The organism is Mesorhizobium sp. LjNodule214, from assembly GCF_964252735.1.
Taxonomy (GTDB): Bacteria; Pseudomonadota; Alphaproteobacteria; order Rhizobiales; family Rhizobiaceae; genus Mesorhizobium.
The window spans coordinates 19,852-43,295 of sequence record NZ_CAXUPE020000001.1; the positions used below are offsets into that span (position 1 = coordinate 19,852).

The 23,444-nt window shown below is 60.4% G+C and carries 18 protein-coding genes; 14 read left to right on the forward strand and 4 right to left on the reverse strand.

The features are described from left to right. Positions 1-118 precede the first annotated feature (118 nt). Positions 119-793: a class I SAM-dependent methyltransferase gene (locus ACSQ3Z_RS00075; protein WP_436169398.1), complete on the reverse strand. Its 675-nt coding sequence runs from the start codon at positions 791-793 to the stop codon at positions 119-121. 356 nt (positions 794-1,149) lie between these two features. On the opposite strand from ACSQ3Z_RS00075, the gene ACSQ3Z_RS00080 reads away from it, so the two are divergent. The 3 genes from ACSQ3Z_RS00080 to ACSQ3Z_RS00090 all read left to right on the forward strand — a co-directional run bounded on the left by ACSQ3Z_RS00080 (position 1,150) and on the right by ACSQ3Z_RS00090 (position 5,530). Beyond that, positions 1,150-3,864 carry an ABC transporter transmembrane domain-containing protein gene (locus ACSQ3Z_RS00080; RefSeq protein ID WP_436169399.1) on the forward strand — a complete coding sequence of 905 codons (2,715 nt, stop codon included), beginning with the start codon at positions 1,150-1,152 and terminating at the stop codon, positions 3,862-3,864. A gap of 227 nt (positions 3,865-4,091) precedes the next feature. After that, on the forward strand, positions 4,092-4,541 hold the full coding sequence (locus ACSQ3Z_RS00085; protein ID WP_436169400.1) for a cyclic nucleotide-binding domain-containing protein: 450 nt from the start codon (positions 4,092-4,094) through the stop codon (positions 4,539-4,541). A 134-nt stretch (positions 4,542-4,675) separates the two neighbouring features. Further along, entirely contained in the window at positions 4,676-5,530 is an 855-nt protein-coding gene (locus tag ACSQ3Z_RS00090) for an MBL fold metallo-hydrolase (protein ID WP_436169401.1), read from the forward strand. 1 nt (position 5,531) lies between these two features. On the opposite strand, the gene ACSQ3Z_RS00095 is transcribed toward ACSQ3Z_RS00090, so the two are convergent. Further along, on the reverse strand, positions 5,532-6,296 hold the full coding sequence (locus ACSQ3Z_RS00095) for a polysaccharide deacetylase family protein (RefSeq protein ID WP_436169402.1): 765 nt from the start codon (positions 6,294-6,296) through the stop codon (positions 5,532-5,534). Continuing rightward, positions 6,293-7,381: a glycosyltransferase family 4 protein gene (locus tag ACSQ3Z_RS00100; protein WP_436169403.1), complete on the reverse strand. Its 1,089-nt coding sequence runs from the start codon at positions 7,379-7,381 to the stop codon at positions 6,293-6,295. Before ACSQ3Z_RS00100 ends, ACSQ3Z_RS00095 begins: the two co-directional genes overlap by 4 nt. Positions 7,382-7,473: 92 nt before the next feature. Here ACSQ3Z_RS00100 and ACSQ3Z_RS00105 point away from each other — a divergent pair, with 92 nt between their 5' ends. The 8 genes from ACSQ3Z_RS00105 (at position 7,474) to ACSQ3Z_RS00140 (ending at position 18,522) form a co-directional block, all read left to right on the forward strand. After that, positions 7,474-8,634, forward strand: a complete 1,161-nt coding sequence (locus ACSQ3Z_RS00105) for a DUF3095 domain-containing protein (protein ID WP_436171797.1) — start codon at positions 7,474-7,476, stop codon at positions 8,632-8,634. Between the two features lie 113 nt (positions 8,635-8,747). Then, entirely contained in the window at positions 8,748-10,091 is a 1,344-nt protein-coding gene (locus tag ACSQ3Z_RS00110) for a nucleotide sugar dehydrogenase (RefSeq protein ID WP_436169404.1), read from the forward strand. 265 nt (positions 10,092-10,356) lie between these two features. Continuing rightward, positions 10,357-11,697, forward strand: a complete 1,341-nt coding sequence (locus ACSQ3Z_RS00115) for an adenylate/guanylate cyclase domain-containing protein (RefSeq protein WP_436169405.1) — start codon at positions 10,357-10,359, stop codon at positions 11,695-11,697. Between the two features lie 164 nt (positions 11,698-11,861). Further along, positions 11,862-13,757 (forward strand): ABC transporter ATP-binding protein, encoded by a 1,896-nt coding sequence (locus ACSQ3Z_RS00120; RefSeq protein ID WP_436169406.1) that lies wholly within the window; start codon positions 11,862-11,864, stop codon positions 13,755-13,757. Beyond that, the gene (locus tag ACSQ3Z_RS00125) at positions 13,754-15,652 is read left to right on the forward strand and encodes an ABC transporter substrate-binding protein (protein WP_436169407.1); all 1,899 of its coding nucleotides are present in this window, start codon (positions 13,754-13,756) and stop codon (positions 15,650-15,652) included. The genes ACSQ3Z_RS00120 and ACSQ3Z_RS00125 overlap by 4 nt, the downstream gene beginning before the upstream one ends. Positions 15,653-15,654: 2 nt before the next feature. Beyond that, positions 15,655-16,653 (forward strand): ABC transporter permease, encoded by a 999-nt coding sequence (locus ACSQ3Z_RS00130; protein ID WP_436169408.1) that lies wholly within the window; start codon positions 15,655-15,657, stop codon positions 16,651-16,653. Then, positions 16,650-17,831: an ABC transporter permease gene (locus ACSQ3Z_RS00135; protein ID WP_436169409.1), complete on the forward strand. Its 1,182-nt coding sequence runs from the start codon at positions 16,650-16,652 to the stop codon at positions 17,829-17,831. The genes ACSQ3Z_RS00130 and ACSQ3Z_RS00135 overlap by 4 nt, the downstream gene beginning before the upstream one ends. A gap of 211 nt (positions 17,832-18,042) precedes the next feature. Beyond that, the gene (locus tag ACSQ3Z_RS00140; RefSeq protein WP_436169410.1) at positions 18,043-18,522 is read left to right on the forward strand and encodes a class I SAM-dependent methyltransferase; all 480 of its coding nucleotides are present in this window, start codon (positions 18,043-18,045) and stop codon (positions 18,520-18,522) included. A gap of 52 nt (positions 18,523-18,574) precedes the next feature. Here the strand turns inward: ACSQ3Z_RS00140 and ACSQ3Z_RS00145 are convergent, their stop codons facing one another. After that, positions 18,575-19,990 carry an adenylate/guanylate cyclase domain-containing protein gene (locus ACSQ3Z_RS00145; RefSeq protein WP_436169411.1) on the reverse strand — a complete coding sequence of 472 codons (1,416 nt, stop codon included), beginning with the start codon at positions 19,988-19,990 and terminating at the stop codon, positions 18,575-18,577. Between the two features lie 206 nt (positions 19,991-20,196). On the opposite strand from ACSQ3Z_RS00145, the gene ACSQ3Z_RS00150 reads away from it, so the two are divergent. The 3 genes from ACSQ3Z_RS00150 (at position 20,197) to ACSQ3Z_RS00160 (ending at position 23,210) form a co-directional block, all read left to right on the forward strand. Further along, the gene (locus ACSQ3Z_RS00150; protein WP_436169412.1) at positions 20,197-21,018 is read left to right on the forward strand and encodes a hypothetical protein; all 822 of its coding nucleotides are present in this window, start codon (positions 20,197-20,199) and stop codon (positions 21,016-21,018) included. A 74-nt stretch (positions 21,019-21,092) separates the two neighbouring features. Then, positions 21,093-21,617 carry a GNAT family N-acetyltransferase gene (locus ACSQ3Z_RS00155; RefSeq protein ID WP_436169413.1) on the forward strand — a complete coding sequence of 175 codons (525 nt, stop codon included), beginning with the start codon at positions 21,093-21,095 and terminating at the stop codon, positions 21,615-21,617. Between the two features lie 207 nt (positions 21,618-21,824). Further along, positions 21,825-23,210: a hypothetical protein gene (locus tag ACSQ3Z_RS00160; protein ID WP_436169414.1), complete on the forward strand. Its 1,386-nt coding sequence runs from the start codon at positions 21,825-21,827 to the stop codon at positions 23,208-23,210. Positions 23,211-23,444 lie beyond the last annotated feature (234 nt).

Genomic DNA, 23,444 nt, shown 5'->3' on the forward strand with positions numbered 1-23,444 from the left:
ACGCACTTTTCCTGGAGTTGCTCTAACGCGCGTCGCGTCTGGTGAGATTCGTGCGACGCGCTTCAAGTCCTTGTTTTTCGTTGTCCCAAAACCGCTACGCACTTTTGGGCGAAATGCATTAGACAGTTCCAATCAGCATGAAGCGCGTATAATTTTTTGTCGGCAGTTCGCCGGAGAACCGCACTTCCCCTAGCGCCGCCATTGCTTCGAAGGCTGCAAGTGAAGCCACGCAGTTGATGTGCGTCGGCTCGCTGAAATAGTCGTTCGATTGCAGCAGCACATTCGTGCCCCGCGGAAGCAGAGCAAGCCAGGCGCGCAGATCGGCTATGTGTTCGCAGCTCGTATTGACCATCAGGTCGGGCCGCCCGGTCGCATAGTCGAGTGCGTACATATCTGCCGTCAGCGCCCGGAACCGGTCACCGGCTTCCCGGTTGAGGGTCCGGGCGACTGGCGCGACTTCGGGATCGATGTCGATGCTATCGATCGCCGCGATGTCAAAGCGGGCGTCGTTGAAAAGCATTGCCGGCAATACGCCGTACCATCCACCCAGAACCCATATGCGACCGAACTGGCCGCCGCAGCTTTCGAACAGCCTGTCGAGCGCCCACATCTTGCAGGCGACCTGCTTGTGGTTGAAGGCGTTGGCGATATCGGCCTTCGGATGCTTGGTGATGACGCGCGCCAGCCCTGCCACGAGAGGGCATTTGACATAGGCAGCAATTCCCCGCGTGAGGTCCAAGGCTTGCTCGTGCCAGTCCATGTCGGCATTGCGTGGTTGCGTGACATCCATCATATTCGTCTTGTATGTTGGGATTTCGGGCGACGCAATCTTGCCTCCCGCAAGGCTGTTTGATCCGCGGACGTGATTATGCTGCAAGCCGCTTCGCCATTGCCCGGTGCCGGAGAGAGCCGCTTGCGTCTGTCCGGACCATCGGCGTCCATCCGCCAGCACCAGCCGCGCAGCTGCGGCTTCGTGCTCGGCTCTTCGCCAAAACCCTACGGAAGCCGCGAAGCGTTTGAGCCCAGGACAATCTCCGTGCACTGCAGCTTCGAGCTTGTCGTTGGCGACGTAGAAATTGCCGATACGCCATTCACCAGCAGGTGCTTTTACATCCTGCATCCTTCCAGCTGAAGGGTCCACAGTCGCATATGGAACCCAGCCTAGCCCGCTATATCTGGACGCACACCAAGAAGCAGCAGATCTGGATATTGATGATCGTCCTGCTTTCGATGATCCCGTATTTCATGTCCTTCGACCTGCCGAAGCTGATCGTCAACGGCCCGATCCAAGGTAGGGGCTTCGAGCAACCGGGCGCGACCCAGCCATTCATGAGGCTACACTATAACCTGCCGTTCATTGGAGAGGTCCGGTTCTTCTCCGGTTTTCAGCTCGACCGCAAGGAGACGCTGCTTGCCCTGAGCATTGTGTTTCTCTTGCTAGTCGTCATCAACGGCCTGTTCAAACTCTACATCAACACCTACAAGGGCCGCCTCGGCGAACGCATGCTGCGGCGTATCCGCTTCGAGCTGGTCGATCGTGTGCTGCGGTTTCCGCCGATTTACTTCAAGCGGGTGAAATCCGCCGAAGTGGCGACCATGGTGAAGGACGAGGTGGAGCCGCTCGGCGGCTTCATCGGCGATGCCTTCCTGCAGCCGGTGCTGCTCGGCGGTCAGGCGCTGACGGCCATGCTTTTCATCATGGTCCAGAACGTCTGGCTCGGAATGATAGCAGTCGTGATCGTGGTGATCCAGATCGTGCTCATCCCGCGAATGCGGCGGCGGCTGATCGTACTCGGGCGCGAACGGCAATTGACGGCGCGCGCGCTTTCGGGCCGGGTTGGCGAAATCGTCGACGGCATCAGCGCGGTTCACGTCCACGATACATCAAACTACGAGCGCGCCGACATAGCTGCCCGGCTCGGGCTCATCTTTAAGATCCGCTTCGATCTTTACCAATGGAAATTCATGGTGAAGTTCCTCAACAATTTTCTGGCGCAGCTCACGCCCTTTCTGTTCTACATGATCGGCGGGTACCTGGTCATCCAGGGGCGGCTGGACGTCGGCCAGCTCGTGGCCGTGATTGGCGCTTACAAGGATCTGCCTGGACCGATGAAGGAACTGATCGACTGGGATCAGGCGCGGCAGGATGTCCAGGTCAAATATCAGCAGGTCGTTGAACAGTTCACAGTCGAGGGACTCATGGCGCCGAGAATCGGGGCATTGACGATCGACGATCCCGATCCGATGACCAACCCCCTGTCGGCGATCAGTCTGTCCATAGCAGACGATGGCGGTGCAATTCTCCTCGACCGTATCTCCCTCCAGGTCCAGCCAGGTGAGACGGTGGCGCTGGTCAGTACCGCAACAGGTGGAGCGGAGGCGCTTGCAGAAGCCTTCGCGCGGCTGAACTGGCCGGACAGCGGAAGGGTCGCTTCGGGCGCCGATGATCTGCTTGAACTCCCCGAAGCAGTGACCGGCCGGCGCATGTCCTATGCCTCGTCGGATGTTTTCCTGTTCCAGGCAAGCATCCGCGATAACCTGCTCTACGGGTTGAAGCATGCGCCGCTGACATCGGTGTCTTATGACGGTGCCGCTGCAGACCAGCACCGCTGGAACATCGACGAGGCGCGCCGGTCTGGCAATCCGGATCTTGATATCCATAGCGACTGGATCAACTATGCTTCCGTCGGCGCTACCGGCCCGCACGACCTCTTTGAAGCCGTGCGCCGGGTGCTCGACGCGGTTGTTCTGTCGCGCGACATTCTGGATCTTGGCTTGCGCTCTTCGGCCGACCTCACGCGTCACACGGAGCTCGCCAGGCGGATCGTCGAACTGCGTGCGGCGCTGCGAACCCGGCTGGAACACGAAGGACTGAGCGGGCTGGTGGTTCCTTTCGAACCGGGCGCCTACAACAAGGAAGCAACGATCGGTCAAAACCTGCTCTTCGGCGCTGCCGCCGGCCCCCAACTGGCCGACAAGGCTCTGGCGGCCAATCCCTATTTTGCTTCTGTGCTGAGGCAAGCCGGCCTCGACCGCACGCTCTACGAAATGGGCTTGGAGATCGCCGAACAGGCGATCGAGCTGTTTGCCGACCTGCCGCCCGATCACCAGTTCTTCCAGCAGCTCGCCTTCATGAGCGCCGAGGAGATACCCGCCTACGAAACCTTGCTGCAACGGCTCAAGAGCCGTCCCCACGAGGCGGTTTCTGAGAACGACCGCGCCATGATCGTCACCTTGAGCTTTGCCTATATCGAGCCCCGGCACCGCTTCGGCCTGCTGAGCGACGAGCTGATGAGCAAGATCGTCGATGCACGCAACCGGTTCTATGAAAACCTGCCGCCCGAGCTGCAAAATGCGATCGAACGGTATGATCCTGCCAAATACATTGCCGCGGCCACCGTCATGGACAATGTCCTGTTCGGGCGTGTGGGCAACAACCATCCCGACGCTCCGGACCGCATACGCTCCATCGTCTATGACATTCTTGACGAACTGGGGCTTTATGCCGAGCTTCTGGATGTCGGCCTGGACTTCAACGTCGGCGCCAGCGGCAGGCGGCTGACCGGTGGACAGCGACAGAAGCTCGATGTTGCCCGAGCCCTGCTCAAGCGTCCCGATTTTCTCATTCTCAACCGGCCGCTGTCGGCGCTCGACCAGCGCATGCAGGACAAGGTGCTGCGAAACGTGCTCGAGGAAGCCAGGCGCGACGGCCATTCGCCGGCAATTGTGTGGGTCGTGACGAATCCGGCAATGGGGGTGATGTTCGATCGCGTTATCGTCTTCGACTCGGGTCAATTGGTGGAAGACGGAACACACGAGACACTTTTGGCAGGGAACGGTATCTTCAAGGAACTGCTGTCTTAGAGCAACGGACATTCAGATGGGATCAAGGATTTGCCGCAAATTCACTCGGCTCTTCGGGTTTCCGGCCGGCGGACGCCCATTTTGTCAGGCGGCATCGCCCGATCGCACGACATCGGGTTCGCCACCTTTCGCGTGGTTCGTCTCGCCATCCCGGAAACAGAATTGATTCCATCTGGGCGTCCGTTGCCCTAGTCTGGCAAACGCGAATTTTGGGAAGGTTTGCGACAATGCTGCTCAAGGATGAAGTTGGAATGCTGCAACGCGTTCCCTTGTTCTCTGGCATCGAGCCGACAAAGCTCAAGCTGCTTGCGTTCACATCCGATCGTGTGAGCTACAGCGCCGGCCAGATCCTTTTCCGTCAGGGCGACGAGGGAGACGCCGCCTATGTCATCCTTTCAGGCAGGGCGGATATTCTGGTCGATTCCGACAGCGGACCGATAAAAGTTGCCGAACTGGTGCCAAATTCGATTGTTGGCGAGATCGCCATATTGTGCAACAGCTCCCGCACTGCCACCGTCAGAGCGGCAATTCCGCTGGAAGCCTTGAGAATCCGCAAGGACCATTTCCTGAGGCTTATGAAGGAGTTTCCGGAAATGACCATCGAGATATTGCGGGTTCTTGCCGATCGCCTAAGCCATACGACCGCGGATCTGATCGACGCACGAAGCGCCAAATAACGAATGACCTTGCGCTCAATCCTCGCCGTCGTGACGGCACTGGCCTCTTGCTGAGAAGATCACCCGGAGAAACCTGTCTCGCCTAGCAGCAGTTGTTTGGCTACGATGGGCGACGGGGACTGCGAAGGGTTAGCATGGACGACGACGTTTTCCTGGTCAGGTTTTGGGGCGTGCGCGGCAGCATTTCGGTATCGGGGCCAGAATTCTCTCGCTATGGCGGCAACACAATCTGCATTGAGATGCGATGCGGTAAGCATACGCTTCTGTTCGACGCGGGCTCTGGCCTACGGCCTGCCGGCAGGGCGCTTCGGGCGTCGGGCGTGACCGATTTCGACCTGCTTTTCACCCATTGCCATTACGATCACATCATCGGGCTGCCGTCTTTTGCGCCGATCTATGAACGGAGCGTCAAGGTTACGCTTTGGTCCGGGCATCTTGCAGGACGCATGACGACCCGGCAGATGGTCGATGAGTTCATGCGGCCGCCGTGGTTTCCGGTGAGACTGGAGATCTGCAAGGCAAGCCTCGACTGTCGCGATTTCGTATCCGGAGACGTGCTTCGGCCGCGCGAAGGGGTGGTGGTCCGAACCGGCAGTCTTATCCATCCGGGCGGCTGCATAGGCTACCGGGTCGAATGGGGCGGCCGCGTCGTGGCGGTGATCACAGACACTGAGCACGAGCCGGACAAACTCGATCAGGCGGTGCTCGGCCTGATCGAAGATGCCGACCTCGTCATTTACGATTGCGCCTACACCGAGGAGGAAATGGAACGCCGCCGCGGTAACGGGCACTCGACATGGCAACAAGGCGTCAAGCTCTGTGAGGCGGCCGGTGCGCGGGGGCTTGCGCTGTTTCACCACGATCCGGCACGCACCGACGAGGAACTGGACGAGATCGAGAAACTGGCCAAAGACAGGTTTGCCGGCGCTTTTGCCGCGCGGGATGGCCAGACGCTCAAATTTCCAGTCTCATTGCGCAAAAAGCGCTGAGCTATTTTCCCCTACCGGCGCTGCGCCCGATCAATGTCCTGATCGGAAGCCATGCGCAGGCTTCAGTCTGTGCGGTGACTGTGAACAGACGTTCGAGGAAAAGCCAGGCCGATTCATCATGTACGAGATGGTGGGTGAGCAGGCCGACCGGTTCGCCGCCGTCGAATGCATGCTGCAATTGCGCGATGATAGCCTGAACCAATAGGCCATGATCGCGGCAGCCGCGCGTGCCATGCCAATCCATGATGTCGACATTGCTGTTGATGACCGCCAGTGAAGCCGGCTTCGGCGGCCCATAGACCGACAATGCCGCAAATCCTATCGATCCAAGGTCGGATACCAAGCCGGCGTCGATCCTGTTCCAGGGTGGCACCAGCATCGGAACGGCACGTGCGCCGTGCAGGCCGGTTACGTGCGACAGCCCGCGAGCCAGGTCATGGAGCACCGCCTCGCGTGGCCGATGCGCGCCGAGCTCCTGCTTTTTCTGGTCCTCGGGCGCATGATTTCGGTGCGCCCAGCCATGGATGGCGACCGTGGCATGCGGCGCCTCTTCAAGACGGACGGCAAGCTTCTCATCAGTCAGGGCCGGAATGACGGCCAGAGTGACCGGAACAGCGAATTCATCGGTTAGGTCGAGCAGCCGATCAAGCGCAGGCGTCGGATCCACGGCGTCGTCGTCGCGCAGCCAGAACTCTGCCCTACGGTTCGCCCGTTGCCGGCACGCCAGTTCTTCCACCAAGGGCTGCCAGATCTGATCGGATGTCATGAAGCCGGGATCCTCGAAATAAGTTCGGCCAGACGCACCGCTGCAGTACCGAGGGAACGTTCTTCGAGGATGAAACGTCTGGCTTGCGCGGCCATTATGGTTCTTTCGTCGTTATGGGCCAGAAGCCTTTCAATGGCAGAAGCGAACGCCGCCACATCGCCCGGCGGGGTGAGAAACCCGGTCTGGCCATCCCGCACGACCTCCGGCACGCCGGCGATGTTCTGAGCCACCACCGGAAGGCCGGCGGCCTGTGCTTCAAGATAGGCAACGCCATAGGCCTCGCCGTAACCCGGCCAGACGTAAATTCCCCCACCGTAGAGGACATCCGGCACGGCGGCTGGCTCAATCGCGCCAAGCCATTCGATACGGTCGGCGGGCAAGCCGGCGAATTGCGCTTTGACCTCGTCACGGGCAGGCCCGTCGCCGACGACCGACATGGTCCAGGGCAGGTGGTCGATCCGACCGAGCGCTTGCGCCAGCATGCGATAGCTTTCGACTTTGTCGCCCGGGCGCATCATGGCGACGGTAACGAGGCGCGTCGGACAACCCCGTGCAGGCAATTCCTGGAATACCGATGTGTCGATGAAGGGCGAAAGCATACCGAGAGCGGCGTCGGGAATCGCGTCTGTCAGTCCCTGACGATCCCTTTGCGTGAAGCAGATGTTCAGCGCTGCCTGTTCGATGGCTCGCGCCACCAACGCTTGCGTATCGGCCCACAAACCGACGTTGCGCCGCCTCGAATAGGAGGCTTCCGCTGTCACATAGGGGACAGCAAAGGCCGACGTCAGCTCGGGTCCGATCAGGTCGGGCGCCTTGTAATAGGGATGATAGGAGAACCAGAGATCGGGCTTGCCGTCACGATCCCAAAGCTTGGTCAGCCGCGCGGCTTCCTCTCGGGCCTCAATCTTGAGCGCATCGAAACTATTCGACTCCGGTTCGCGTAGATAGAAGCGCACTTCGGATACCAGTTCGACGCTATGTCCTCCATGTTCCAGCGCCTTGACCAGCGCCCGTGCCATCTGGCGGTCGCCGGAGGCAACCGGATGATTGGGCGACTTCAACGGCGCGTAGAAGGCAATTCGCATCGCCGGACCCTATCATCGGAAAGCCTGCGCAAGTCAATTTCGAAGCATGATCGACTTCACCTTCAAGCAGTGGAATGTGCTATCTGATGCTCATGGAAACAGCTGCCGCGTCCGACCCGTTTGTCGCTTCTTTGCCGGTCTTCGCAAAGTTCGAAAGCGTTGCCGATATCGATAACTATCGGCCTCTCCCCGATGGCTGGGCGCTGGCCACCGCCGACATCGTCGGCTCGACCAAGGCGATCGAGGCTGGGCGCTATAAAACTGTCAATATGGCCGGCGCCAGCGTCATTTCGGCGCTGCTCAATGCGCTGGGTCGGCAAGATCTTCCCTTTGTCTTCGGCGGCGACGGCGCGCTCGTGGCGTTTCCCGGCTCGGCGCTGGAGATCACCCGCAACGCGCTGGCGGCTGTCCAGAGATGGGTGGCGGACGAACTCGACCTGACCTTGCGTGCCGCAATCGTGCCGATAAAGGATATAAGAGCGCAAGGCCTCGACGTTCGCGTGGCGAGGTTCCAGGCCTCCGAAGCGGTCTTCTATGCCATGTTCGCCGGCGGTGGCGGCAGTTGGGCGGAAGCCGAGATGAAAGCGGGGCGCTACCGCATCGATCCTGCCCCGGCCGGCGCGCGGCCGGATCTGACCGGCCTCTCCTGCCGCTGGAACCCGATCGAAGCCCGGCATGGCGAAATCGTCTCGATCATAGCCATACCGGGGGCTTCGCGCGACTTGCGCGGTTTTCAGTTTCTGGCTTCCGACATCATCGCCCTTGCCGGCAGGCAGGAACGCGATGGCCACCCGGTGCCGGTGAACGGGCCGGGCTACAGTTTTCTGCCCGCCGGCCTCGATATCGAGGCGCGGGCCATGGCGCCGGCAGGATGGCGGTGGCTGTCGAAGCTGTGGATAGTGTTCCTGATGACGCTTACGGCTGTTACCGATAGATATGGCTGGACGATCGGCAGTTTCGATCCGAAGATCTACAAACGCGACGTGGCCAGCAATTCGGATTTCCGGAAGTTCGACGACGGCTTGAAGATGACCATCGACGTTGACGCGGATGTGTTGCAACGGATCGAGAACCGGCTGAAACAGGCGGAAGAGGCGGGCATCTGCAACTATGGCCTGCACCGCCAGAAATCGGCCTTGATGACATGCCTCGTCGCCTCGCCGTTGCAGCGCGATCACGTTCATTTCATCGATGGCGCGGCCGGTGGCTATGCGTTGGCTGCTGCAAGCCTGAAGGCGAAGGTGCCGGTCTGACGACGGCTTGCGGAAATCGATTTTCCGCAATATGCCTCGGCCATGGTTCTTGGGACCATGGTGAGCCTCGCCATGGGAGCGGACAGCCTGTCCGAATTGACGGGAAGCAGATTTTGGACGCCTCACGATCGACATATGACCGTCTTCTGAGCCGGATTTCGACGCGCGCCGCGCAAGTCGGCGTGATCGGACTGGGCTATGTCGGGTTGCCACTGGCGGTTGCGATCGCACGCGCCGGCTTCCCGGTTTCCGGCTTCGACATCGAAGCCCAGAAGGTCGAGAGCTTGAACAACGGCCAATCCTACATTGAGGCGGTGACGTCGACAGCCCTTGCCGGCCAGGTGGCGAGCGGACGGTTCCGCGCCACTGCGGATTTTGCGGAACTGGCCGTCTGCGATGTCATCATCATCTGCGTTCCGACACCGCTGACGAAAAACCGTGAGCCGGATCTCTCCTTTGTCAGGAACACCGCAGGCACCATCGCGAAGCATCTGCGTCTCGGCCAGCTGATCGTGCTGGAATCGACCACCTATCCCGGCACAACCGACGACGTGATCAAGCCCATACTGGAAGAAACCGGCTTGCACTCGAAGAAAGACTTCTTCCTCGGCTTCTCACCCGAACGCGAGGACCCCGGCAACCGCAGCTTTGAAGTCGCGACGATCCCCAAGGTCGTGGCAGGCGACGGCATTGAAGCGGCAACGCTCGTGCAGGCTTTCTACCAGAGCGTGGTCAAGACCGTCGTTCCGGTTTCCACCACGGCGACCGCCGAGGCGGTCAAGCTGACGGAAAACATCTTCCGCTCGGTCAACATAGCCCTCGTCAACGAGTTGAAGGTCGTGCTCGGTGCGATGGGCATCGACATCTGGGAGGTGATCGAGGCGGCAAAGAGCAAGCCCTTCGGCTACATGCCTTTCTATCCTGGCCCCGGACTTGGCGGGCATTGCGTTCCGATCGATCCCTTCTACCTGACGTGGAAGGCGCGCGAATACGAACTGCCGACCCGCTTCATCGAGCTGGCGGCAGAGATCAACACGGCCATGCCGCGTCATGTGGTCGACGAATTGGCGAAGGCGCTGGACCGGCGCTGCGGCAAGGCACTCAGCCGCTCGCGCATTCTCATCATCGGGCTCGCCTATAAGAAGAATGTGCCCGACATCCGCGAAAGCCCTTCATTGCGGCTCATTGAACTCATCGAGGAATGGGGCGGCAAAGCGGAATTCCACGATCCGCATGTTACCGAGATCCCGACCACTCGGGAGCATATGGCGATCAAGGGGCGTCGCTCGGTCGAATTGACCGAGGCGGCCTTGAAGGATTTCGATGCTGTCGTCGTTGCAACCGACCACGACGCGATCGACTATCAGGCGATCGCTGATCACGCACTTCTGATCGTCGACACACGCAATGTCTTTGGCCGCCTCGGACTAGCCAGAGAGACGGTGGTGAAGGCCTGACGGCGTCTGAGCCGGCGAACTTTTTGCCCGATGTCAGGATCGTGGTTGCACTCCGCCGGCAGCCTCGCCACATAGTGCCCCAGGAAATAGATGCAGTTACGCCTGCTCCTTGCCTGCAAGGACAGTCATTCAGGAAATTCTTCGCCGGCTTTGGCCGCCGAAGCCGGCTTCATTGACTTCGAGAGCTTATCTTTGGGTCGTTGGCGGACTGTGTTGTGGGCGGATCAAAGGAGAATGGCTCGTCTTCGACGGGTTTCGAGATAGCATGAGCACAGCGCAAGCAGAAATTTCCACCATTCTCATGGATAAGGTTGCCGATTGGCTGACCCAATCGGCGCTGGCGGGCAACGACCTGGAAACATTGATAAAAGGCTTTTGTGAACGGCTGGCTGCTGCCGGTCTGCCGCTGAAGCGGGTGCATTTGAGCTTTTCGATGCTTCATCCGCTTTATGACGCGCTTGGCTTCACCTGGCTTCGCGGCCAGGGCATGGAAATGGAAGGCTTCCGCAATGAGGGCGGCGTGCAGTCTGACAGATTCCTGACCAGCCCATACTACCATCTGCTCAGCAACAAGCTCGACCATCTGCGGCGCCGGTTCGACTCGTCGGTGCGGTCAGAGTTTCCTGTTTTCGATGAACTCAGGCTTATGGGCGTCACCGATTACATGGCTTTCGTCCATCCCTTCAGCGGCAACACCAGTCAGGGCATGATGGGGTCTTGGTCCACCGACAGTTCTGCAGGCTTCAGCGACAGCATGATTTCGGCGCTGCTGCGCATCCAGAACCATCTCGCTATCGCAACCAAGATGGCAGTGCTCACCAAGCTCGCCGACAACATGATGACCACTTATCTCGGCGGCGACGCCGGCAGGCGCGTGCTGAACGGTCAGATCAAGCGCGGCGAGGGCGATACAATCCGGGCCGCACTGGTCATGGGCGATATGCGCGGGTCGTCAAGGCTTGCCGAAACCTCCGGCCGCGAAATCTACATCGATACGCTGAACCAGTTTTTCGACGCCGTTGCCGCCCCTTTCAATCGCACAGGCGGGCAGATCATGAGTTTCATAGGTGATGGCTTCATTGCCGTCTACCCTTGCGAAAGGCACCGCTCGCAGTCCGAGATCGCCTGCCAGGCCGCTCTTGCGGCAGCGCACAAGGCCAGCGCGCGCATGATGGACCTCAATCTGCGCAGAAAGGAGCAGGGGTTGGGCGACATAAAATTTGGTATCGGCCTGCATGTCGGCAATGTGATGTTCGGCAATGTCGGGCTTACCGACCGGCTCACATTCTCTGTCTTCGGCTCGGCTGTAAACGAGGTACAGCGCCTCCAGACCCTGACCAAGAAATATCCGCACAGCGTTCTCGCCAGCAAGGACTTTGCCAGCTATTGCGGCGCCAACAGCTGGCTGACGCTCGGCAACGAGGAACTGGCGGGCATCAAGCAGAAGCTGACGGTGCTTTCACCCGATCTGTCGGGTGCCCTCGCACTCGATGAAGACGGTGCGCTGGAGCCGATTCACGACCGAATATCGGACGCCGAGCAGGTCATGTTGCTTCATCGCGATGCCGCGCGGCTGTCGGCGGGCGACCCGAGGAAGCTCCAGTAACCGCCCCGATCTGATCCGAACACCTTTGGTATGCAGTCCGGTTGCCGGTTCCGCCAGGGAACTGGTGACCGTTTCGAATCCAAGTTGCTCTAGGCTGGCAATGCGCTAGTCTCGCTTTCTGGGGCCTGCCGCCCGGCAGGCGGCCAGAATGGGCTGGTGTGAGAATGAATTCGGGCGTTGATCTGCTGCGGATCGAGGATGTTGGCATCTCTTTTGCCATTATCGGGGGACCGTTGCATGCCGTCAGGCGTGCAAATCTTCGCGTCCTGCCCGGCAAGGTTACCGCGCTTGTGGGCGAGTCCGGTTCCGGAAAATCGGTTATCAGCCAGGCAGTGATGGGCATTTTGCCGAAGACAGCCCATGTTCGTGGCCGTATCCTGTTTTCCGATCCTGAAAAGCCCGGCACGACCCAGGATATCCTGCAGATGCCGCGTGACGGACCCCAAATCCGGGCGTTGAGAGGCAGCCGCATCGGCAAGATCTTTCAGGAGCCGATGACATCGCTGTCGCCGCTGCACACGATCGGCAACCAGGTCAGTGAATCCCTGCAGATTCATACGCCCATGGCTCGGGCGGAGCGCAAGGCGCGGACCGAGGAAATGCTCGGCCTTGTCGGCTTTCCCAATCCCAAGCGCGCCTATGACATGTATCCCTTTGAACTTTCGGGAGGATTGCGTCAACGCGCCATGATCGCCATGGCGCTTATCTGCCGGCCCGCCCTGTTGATCGCCGACGAGCCGACGACGGCGTTGGACGTCACCATCCAGGCGCAAATCCTGCAATTGCTGCGCGAGCTTCAGACCAAGCTGAACATGGCGATGCTGTTGATCACGCACGACCTCGGCGTGGTCGCCAATGTCGCCGACGAGGTGGTGGTCATCTACCATGGCGAGATCATGGAAGCGGGACCTGTCGAGGCGATATTCCGCCGGCCAGGTCACCCCTACCTGAAGGGCCTGATGGCAGCCGTTCCGCATTTCGACCTGAAGCCTGGCGAAAGGCTAAAGGCGCTCCGCGAGGTGCCGGTGAATGTCGGGAACCTGCTCGGCAAGCAGACGGCGCCGGCATCGAAGGGGCCGGACGACATCCTGCTGTCGGTCAGAGATCTGAAAAAAACCTACACCATCCGCAAGTCCGGATGGTTCGGCGGGGATCATCAAACCTCTGTTCGCGCCGTCGACGGCGTGAGCTTCGATATCAGGCGGGGTGAGTGCCTGGGTCTGGTCGGCGAAAGCGGCTGCGGTAAAACCACCGTCAGCAAGATCCTCATGCGGGCTGTCACCCCTAGCGGCGGCTCTGTGATCTTCAACGGCCGCGATGGACCGATCGACGTCTTGGAAGCCGAGGGAGGCGCCCTGCGCATGCTGCGCGCGAAAATCCAGATGGTCTTCCAGGATCCGGTTTCGTCGCTTTCACCTCGCATGACGGTGGAGAACATCTTGAGCGAGCCGCTGGAAATCCATCAACGTGGCAATGCCGCGTCCCGACTCGCCACGGTCAAGAGCCTGATGCAGGCAATCGGGCTCGATCCGCGCTTCATCAAGCGTTATCCGCACAGTTTCTCCGGCGGGCAGCGTCAGCGTATCGGCATCGCGCGCGCGTTGGCGCTGGGGCCTGAACTCCTGATCTGCGACGAGCCGGTTTCGGCGCTCGATGTCTCTGTCCAGGCGCAGATCCTGAACCTTCTGAAGGACCTGCAGAAGGAACTGGGCCTGACCTACCTGTTCATATCCCACAACCTGGCGGTGGTGGACTACATGGCAGACCGCATCGCGGTGATGTGCGGCGGGCGTATCGTCGAGCTTGCGCCGCGCGAAATTCTGCTTAGGAAACCGATCCACCCCTACACGCGCTCACTCGTCGCCGCAGTGCCTTTCCCCGATCTCGACAGGCCGATGGATTTCAAGACGCTGAAGCTCAGCGGCGCTTCCGACACCAGCGCATGGGGACCGCAATTCCGCGACGAGGGCGACGAGGATATGCTGTCGCCGCTCGATCTTGGCGGCGGCCACCTCGTGCTGGCCCGACGTTCGGCCGATGTCAGCGAGCTACGCCATTGATCAGCCGGCGCACCGTCCTTGGCCTCATGGCTTCGGCATTTCTGCCGGGCACGTTGCGCGCCGGCGATCTGGAGCCGGAATTTCTTCAGCCGCAGCTGAAGGCCAGGGCTCTGCCGGCACTCGCCGAACGCCTGCCCAAGAGCCCGCGCGTGTTGAATCTCGCTGCGATGGGCCGGCAGCCCGGCCAGTATGGCGGCACGCTGCGTACGATCATCGGCAGCCAGAAAGATATCCGGATGATGACGATCTACGGGTATTCTCGCCTGGTTGGCTATGACGAAAAGCTTAACATGCAACCCGACATTCTCGAAAGTTTCGACGTAGCGGATGATCGCGTCTTCACGTTCAAGATACGGGAAGGGCATAAATGGTCTGACGGCAGCCTGCTGACGCCGGAGGATTTTCGCTATTGCTGGGAAGATGTCTGGCTGAACGATGAGCTTTCGCAAGGCGGGCTCGCCCCGGCCCTGCTGGCGGACGACAGGCCGCCACGCTTCGAGATCGTCGATCCGTTGACGGTCCGCTATAGCTGGGATGCGCCCAATCCCGACTTCCTGCCCAAGCTCGCTGCTGCTTCGCCGCTATCGCTTGTTCTGCCGGCCGCCTACCTCAAGCAGTTCCACAAGAAATACCAGGATCCATTCCGGCTCTCCGGCCTAATGAAGGAGAACCGGGTCAAAAAATGGACGCTCCTGCATATCCGCATGTCGCGGCAGTATCGCCCGGAGAACCCGTTTCTGCCGACGCTCGATCCCTGGCAGAACCGGACCAAGCCGCCGGCTGAGCAGTTCGTCTTCGAGCGCAACCCGTTCTTTCATCGAATAGACGAGAATGGCCGGCAACTGCCCTATGTTGACCGGATTGTCATGAATGTCAGCTCGTCGGCGATCATTCCCGCCAAGACCGGTGCGGGCGAGAGCGACCTGCAATGCATGGGAATTGACTTCAGCGACTACTCCTTCCTGAAGGATGCGGAGAAGCGCTACCCGGTGAAGATGCATCTCTGGAAACGCACACAGGGTTCGCGGCTGGCGCTGCTGCCCAATCTGAATTGTGCCGACCAGGTGTGGCGTGGCCTTTTGCGTGACGTGCGCGTGCGCCGCGCACTTTCGCTCGCTGTGGACAGGCGCGAGATCAATATGGCCGTGTTCTACGGATTGGCGCAGGAAAGTGCCGATACGGTCCTGCCGGAGAGCCCGCTCTACCGGCCGGAATTCGCGAAAGCCTGGGTCGCCCATGATCCCGACCAGGCCAATGCCCTGCTCGACGAGGTCGGGCTTCAGACGCGTGACGATGACGGCCTGCGGATACTTCCCGATGGACGCCCGGCGCAGATCATCGTGGAAACGGCCGGCGAAAGCACGCTGGAAACCGACGCGCTCGAACTCATCACCGATCACTGGCGCAAGATCGGCATCGCCCTGTTCATCCGGACTTCGCAGCGCGATATCTTCCGCAGCCGCGCGCTTGGCGGCCAGATCATGATGTCGATGTGGTCGGGCATCGACAATGGCGTGCCGACCGCCGACATGAACCCGAGCCAGCTGGCCCCCACCATCGACGACCAGCTGCAATGGCCGCTCTGGGGTGCTCACTACTTGTCTCATGGCAAGATGGGTGAGGCGCCCGATCTTCCGCCTGTGGTCGAGTTGATGGCGTTACTCAAGCGCTGGAACGCATCGACCGAAGCCACGGAGCGCGCCGAAATCTGGAATTCGATGCTGTCGATCTACACCGATCAGGTGTTTTCGATCGGCACGGTGAACGGAACGCATCAGCCGGTTCTGGCGTCCTCGCGGCTGCGCAATCTGCCTGACAAGGCGCTCTACGGCTACGACCCGACTGCCTATTTCGGTGTCTACATGCCGGATACATTCTGGCTTGGAGACTCCTGAGCGTGCTTCGATATATTGTCTGGCGCATCACCGTGATGGTTCCAACGCTGCTGGTCATATCGGCGCTGGTGTTCACCATCATCGAACTTCCCCCAGGCGACTATTTCGACAGCTATGTTGCCGAGCTTCGGGCTCAGGGCGAAGGCGTGGATTCCGATCGCATCGAGATGATGCGCAAGGAATATGGTTTCGACAAGCCGCCGATCATTCGCTACTTCTACTGGGTCGGCGGGATGCTGCATGGCGATTTCGGTTATTCCTTCGAATATGAGTTGCCGGTTCGCGACGTCGTCGGGGATCGAATGTGGCTGACCGTGCTGGTTTCCTTCGTCACGATCATCTTCACCTGGCTCATCGCCTTTCCGATCGGCATGTACTCCGCAACGCGTCAATATAGCTGGGGCGACTACGGGCTGACTTTCCTCGGCCTTCTCGGCCTTGCCATTCCGAACTTCATGCTGGCGCTGATCCTGATGTATTTCGCCAACATCTGGTTCGGCACGTCCATCGGCCATCTCATGGACCAGCAATATCTCGGCGAGCCGATGAGTTGGGCCAAGGCGAAGTCCATCCTCGCCCATCTCTGGATCCCGGTCTTGATCATCGGCACCGGGGGCACGGCAAGCATGATCCGGCGGCTGCGCGCCAATCTGCTCGATGAGCTACACAAGCAGTATGTCGTGACCGCGCGCGCCAAGGGCCTTCATCCCTTCAGGGCGCTGGTCAAATATCCGCTGCGCATGGCGCTCAATTTCTTCATTTCCGACATCGGCTCTATCCTGCCGGCCATCATCTCCGGCGCCGAAATCACGGCGATCGTGCTATCTTTGGAAACGACCGGGCCGATGCTGATCAAGGCGCTGCAAAGCCAGGACATGTATCTGGCAGGGTCGTTCCTGATGTTTCTCGCCTTCCTGACGGTCATTGGTGTCCTGATTTCCGACCTGGCGCTGGCGCTGCTTGATCCACGAATTCGTTTGCAGGGCGGTAGCACCAAATGAACAAGCATTCGCCGCTGCCCGCCCCGGGTGCTCCGCTGCAACACTACGTTTCCATCGCGCCCATTGACCTGCAGTCGGTCGAGACGATGACGCCGGAGCAGTCGAAGGTCTTTCAGGCGTCGCAGTTGCGGCTGATGTGGTGGAAATTCCGGATGCACCGGCTTGCCGTTGTATCCGGCATATTCCTGGCAGCGCTTTATTTCGGGATACTGATCTGCGAGTTCCTGGCGCCCTACAATCTGCACACGCGCAACATGGACTACATCTATTCGCCGCCGCAGCGGGTGCATCTGTTCCACAACGGCCAGCTCGTCGGGCCGTTCGTCTATGGCCGCCAGATGACGCTGGATATGGACACGCTCAAGCGGAACTACATCGAGAAACAGGATGATGTTCAGCGGCTCCGTTTCTTCTGCAAGGGCGACAGTTACCGGTTCTGGGGCCTGATCGAAGGTGACAGGCATTTTGTCTGCCCTGCCGAGAACGGCCAGCTCTTTCTGGCCGGCACTGACAGGCTGGGGCGCGATGTGCTCTCGCGTATCATCTATGGCGCACGCATTTCACTGACAATCGGCCTCGTCGGCATCAGTTTCAGCTTCCTGCTCGGTATCGTCATCGGCGGACTGGCCGGTTATCACGGCGGCATCTTCGACCTGATCGTTCAACGGATAATCGAAGTTCTGCAATCGATCCCCAGCATTCCGCTATGGCTGGCTCTGGCGGCGATCATGCCGATAACCTGGAGTCCGATCCTGATCTATTTCGGCATCACCGTCATCCTCGGGCTACTCGACTGGACCGGACTGGCGCGGGCCGTGCGTTCGAAGCTTCTGGCCTTGCGCGAGGAGGATTACGTTCTGGCCGCGCAATTGATGGGCGCCAGGAGCAGCCGCATCATCGGGCGGCACCTCATTCCCGGCTTCATGTCGCATCTGATCGCGACGGCGACGATCTCCATACCCGGCATGATCCTGGGCGAGACGGCTCTGAGCTTCCTCGGGCTCGGCCTGAGGGCGCCGATAACCAGCTGGGGCATCCTGCTTACCGAGGCGCGCAGCGTCAGCGTGATCGCGTTCTATCCATGGCTGCTTTTGCCGATGCTCCCCGTCATTCTCGTCATCATGGCGTTCAACTTCCTCGGCGACGGCTTGCGGGACGCCGCAGATCCCTACAAGTGAGATCGCAATTCCGCCGCGCGCCGGGCCGCCGACTCCACCCAGTATGATCCTTGTCGGCAGCCTGTTCGGTTATTGCAGCGTTCATCGTTCGCCTCTATATGTGCCGAGACGCGATCGGGGTTAAACACGTCGCCCTCGGGTTTCACCCGTGAACCGTTCTGGTCGCGGGCATTGCCGATCTCTTGAGCTGGGTTCAGGACACACAACGCATATGACTCGCCTCGAGAATTTCATCAGCAGGATGACTGCACAGCGCGACATTCTCGATCAAGTTTGCCCCGAGGTGGCGAAGATGGAAGGGCTGGTGCTCGAGCTCGGCCTCGGCAATGGTCGGACGTTCCACCATCTGCGCGAGCGTCTGCCCGGACGCCGGATCGTGGTGTTCGACCGCGAACTTGGCGCACACGCCAGCTCAATTCCAGAAGCTGAAAACCTCGTGCTCGGCGAAATACGCGAGACGGCGACCAGGTTCATTGGCGTCGACGCGGCTCTTGTTCATGCCGACATCGGCACCGGCTATGACGATCGCGATGCAGTGACCTCTACCTGGCTTCCCGATCTGATCGCGCGCCTGCTTCGCGTCGGTGGCATCGCGGTCAGCGGCACGCCGCTCGATCACCCGCTGTTGCAACCCCTCCCGCCACCGCCTTCGGTGCCCCCCGATCGTTATTTTGTCTGCAGGCGCGTGTGAGGGGCCGAGACGACCCAAATCTTCAGGGGCCAAATCTTCAGGGGCCAAGTCTTCAGGGGATCGTATAGACTGCTATCTCCCGCTCAATGCCGCGCAGCGAGACCTCGTGGGGCACGGGCGTCAGCGCGTTCCTGTGCAACAGATCGGCGGTGAGATTGTCGTCGACCACCGCACGAGTGGCGAAGATCGCCTGTGCGTTGGCAAGGTTCTGGACCCGCGAAGCAATGTTGACCGTCTGGCCGAAATAGTCCTGTCGCTCGTTCATAGACACGGCGATGCAGGGGCCGGCATGGACTCCGATCTTGAGCAGAAGATCCTCGCGCCCGCTTTTGTCATTGAGCGCACGCATGGCATCACGCATCCTGAGGGCCGCAGCTATCGCACGATCAGGCGTCGCGAAGGTCGCCATCACCGCATCACCGATCGTCTTCACCACCGCGCCTGCCTCCGCCGCGACGATCTCGTGCAGAACCTGGAAATGCTCGCGCACGAGATCGAAGGCTGAAAGATCGCCCACTCGCTCGTAAAGCTCGGTCGATCCGCGCAGGTCGGTGAACAGGAAGGTCAGGCTGGTGATCTTCAGGCGCTGGTTGATGTCGAGCGTATCCGTGCGATAGAGATCGCGGAACGTCTGGTTGGTGAGCAGGCGCTTGGCAGTCAGGAAGGGCCGGCGTTTGCCCAGGAAATCATGCAATACCTGGCCGGCGATGAAGACCGTCGGCAGCACGCGGGCGTCGGTCCTGTTTTCCAGCGAAATGCGCAACGGGCCGGGCTGCATCTCCAGCGTCTGGCTCTGGACATGGTCGCGGTCGAAGACCAAAGAGAGGCTTCGGCGCTCTTTTGTTGGTTCGCCCTTCCCGTCGATGAACTGCGCTGAATGGGTGACCGGCTCGAAGACGATGATGAATTCGGACGGAAGCTGTATGGGCAGAACCGCCTTTTCACCAGGCGCAAGCTCGATATCCTCCAGCGAGAACGCTTCCATCTTTTTCGCCAAATCCTCTTCCGGCAGATCGACGCCGGACGCCCAGTAGATCTGGCGGAAATATTCCACCACCGGCAGTTCGTGTGGATTGTGGGCGGCAATCCTGCGCACGCGGGGACTGACGGTGAATGTCACCTCGACCATCTCGTCGAGTGTCGGCGAATAGCCCTCGGAGCACAGTGCGCAGGTGTATTCGTCCTTCTGCAGGGTTCTCAGCGTGGCGTTGGTGTCGAGCACGCCGCCACAGCCGGGGCACAGAACATTCCAGGAAATGTCGAAGATGCCCACCCGCGCCGCATGGAGAAAGGCGCTTATGGCGCGTTCCTCGTCGAGGCCATGCTTGATGGCGAAGGCTGGCGCATTGATGCGGCAAAGTTCGCGGTCCTTGCCCTCCGCGATGGTTCGGCTGATCGCGTCGATTGCCTGTGGATCGACATCGGTCGATTGCCGCAGAAGCGAGAACAGATCCTGAGCTTCGTTCATCGTGCCGGCTCCGGAAAATGCGTCCCCGAGACATGTTGACCGGACCGGTCTTCGGTCCGGGCGCTCCATCTTACTTCGAAACGGACCGTACGGCCATTCGAATGGATACGCCTGGTGACAGTTCAATTTCCATTCGGCGGATTTTCACCAGCCGCAAGCGGCACTATGATGGTCCATAGGGCATTCAATCTTTGGGGCTTTCTCCCATGCCGACATCCAACAACCCGCCATTTCCCGCGGCCCTGCGCCTTTTCTCGGTGGTGGTCATCATCGTCCTGATCGTGGGCGCCAGCCTGTTTTTCGCGCCTGTGCTGGTCAAGCCGCGCTGGCCTTGGGCCGTCACGCCGTTCAATGCCCGCTTCCTCGGCGGCTTCTACACCGCCGAAATGGTCGTGATGGCAGCGCTGCTGGTCTGGAATCGCTGGTCGCCCGGCAGGCTCGTGCTCGTCATGGCCTTCATCTTCACCGTCATCGTGTCGGTGGCTTCGTTCATCAATCTCGGCTATTTCAACTTCGAGCGCAAAGCGCCCTGGCTCTGGTTTTTGGTCTATCTTGCTTCGGTCGCGGTATCCGGGCTGTTCCTGTGGCGGGCCAGGACCCGTCCTTCTGCAAAAGGCGTGACCTTAAACCCCGCATGGCGCGGCTACATGCCGGCGGAATCGGCGATCCTTGGAATCTACGGCGTCGGTCTGTTGCTGTTTCCCCTGACATTCGGCAGCATCTGGCCATGGCCGATCGATGCCTTCCACGCTCAGGTCTACAGCGCCATCTTCCTCGCCGGTTCGGGCGGCATATATCTCGTCTGGAGAAGCGCGCCGCGCGAGGAACTGCTGGTGCTCGGCTTGGCGCAGTTTCTGGTTGGCCTGCTTGCCATCCTTGGCCTCGTCATCACTGACGCTGCGGTGCACCGGATCGACTGGACGGCGACCGGGACATTGTGCTGGCTCGCCCTTTTCGGCTGGATCGGCATCAGCGGCGTCTTCAAACTCTACGCCGCCTCCCGGTATTTTAGCTCGCAATCGGCATAGGCTGCAGAGACGGCTGGATTTTCAGGTGACGTCCGGTGCATCGTGCCGGGCCGATTGCCTTCGCCGGGAGCGCCATGACCAGCACGACTTCGCCATCCTCCGAGAAAATCCAGCCGCAACTCCGGTCCGTCAGGCCAAGCGATGCGGAGGCGCTTTGCGCTATCTTCAACATGCCGGGCTTCCGCAGGGGCACGCTCAGGATGCCGTTCGAGATGGTGGAGCAGGTGGAGCGGCGCATCGCCAAGTCCGGCCAGGAAACCACCTGGATCGTTGCCGAGTTGGACGGCAAGGTCGTCGGCCATGGCAACCTGGTCGTGCAGGGTTCGCCGCGCCGTTCGCATATCGGCGAGATCAATATCGGCCTTGACGATGCCTTTGTCGGCAAGGGTATCGGCTCTGCCATACTTGGCGCCCTGCTTGACGTGGCCGACAACTGGCGTGCCCTGAAGCGGGTCGAATTGACCGTCTATGCCGACAACGAATCGGCCGTCCGTCTCTACACAAGCCACGGCTTCGAGGTCGAAGGCCGGCATGTGAAGGCCGGTTTTACCGACGGGCAGTACCACGACCTCCTGAGCATGGCCCGGCTGCGGTTCTGAGATCCGCTGTATGGCCTTAACTGTTAGCCAATCCAACAATTCGTGCCGTGTCGGCGAACAGGTGATTGCTCATGGAGAACTCCGTTGGATACGGTCAATTTCGTCCCACACCATTTTAATCGCGTTGACAACCTATGTGTGGGCCGGCCGCATCCTGCGAGTCTGGTCTCCCTTGGCGTTTGCATCGCAAGCGGCTAGACCGGACCAATGACCGCCGTCGTTGATCCAACCCCTACGCCTCCGGTGGAAATTCTGGCTGTGCTGTCGCTGCTCTGCCCGGAAGTCGTGCGTGACATCGAGCAGAATTGGAATGCACCGGTTTCCGATTACGCCCGCCATCTGTGGCGGCCGGTGGCAAGGCCCGCATCGGGCTCGGCGATCGCTGCCCGCTCGATCCTGCGCGAAGTCCTGGACCAGCGCCTTGGTGTGATCATGCAGCCTGAAGAGATCGGCAAGGCCCTCGAAGAATTCGAGCACAGGCCGGTGATTCAGTCCGGCCTGCACTGCCTGCTTCTGATGGACCGGATAACCTTCGATGCCCTCCTGCTTGCCTGGCTCGGCGCGGTCGAAAACGGGCTGTCGGCCTTCTTCAGCTTCATGGGAACGACGATGACCATGGAGACAATAGGCCGGGAGGGGCCGGGATGGCTCGATGTCGGCGACGACAAGGTCAACCTGTTTGGCATGGGGCGCCACAAACTGTGCCGCAAAAGCGCCTGCGTGGCAGGTCCCGTCACCCTCAACAAGCGCGCGCTCGAAGCGGTGGGCGACGAAACGGATGCCAGCCGCTGGCTGGGCACACTGCTTGCCAGCCGGGACAAGGTGTTTGGAACCGCCGCCGATGCGCTGACAGCCCTCAACGAGGATCTGGTCGCCGATTGGGATCGTTCCGGCATGGCAATGCCGGTTTTCATCGATGATCGGCTCGCCGCGGCTGCCATGGCGCGGCATCTGGAATATGACGGCAGCCTTCTTTCCAGGCTGCTCATGGAGCCCGCAAGGCGCCAGCGTCTCGAACGTGCCTTGCAAGAGGCCGCATCGAGCCCATTTGGCAGATTCCTGCCCAATGCCACGGCCTATTTCTGGGGCATCCGCGAGGAGCGCGTGCGCAAGCTCGTCCTCGAGAACGGGCGCCTGATCGAGCCCGACAGGCCGCATGGTCTTTCCATCCCGTTCGAGCGGCCGCATCTCAAGCAGGCGCTGCTGGACGGCGTGCTGCTGCCGAACTTGTTCCTGATGTTTCTCGTCCTTGCTATATTGCCGCGCGTGCGGGTTGTGGGCGGCCTGAGACAGATTGGTTATGTAGCGCTTTTCCACTCGATCCTGCTGGCTGCGCTAGATGAAAACGCGCCGGAAGAGCGCGATCTGGCTGCGGAGCTGCAGGTTCGGGAAAATGCCTGGGGCATGCGGGTCATCGATGAAAAGATCTCGGTCCGCGAGCAGCTTGCCGGCCTACCGGAAGGGGCGCTCTTCCCGGACCTGCTCCGGCAATACCGTTTGCGGACATTTGCCGAGACGACCGACGACCTGAAACTGGTTCGCGAAAACGCCCGATGGCGCAAGATCGGCCAGGCAGAGATCAAGCCGACCTGAGCCTCGCTTCAGGCCTTGTTTCAGGTTGATTTTCTAGTGCGCAACCGCAAGCGACGGCGATCTATCGGTGAGCCTCTGGCGTCTGATCCGGCCGCTTCCTTGACGCTGATACCTTTCGGGATTTCGACGACGGCTTCCGCCTCGACGATCATATGGCTTGCCTGCGAGCTGTCTGCAGTTCAAGGCCTGATGAGCGGCGTCCCACATCCCACTCCTTGCGTCCATTGGGAGGGG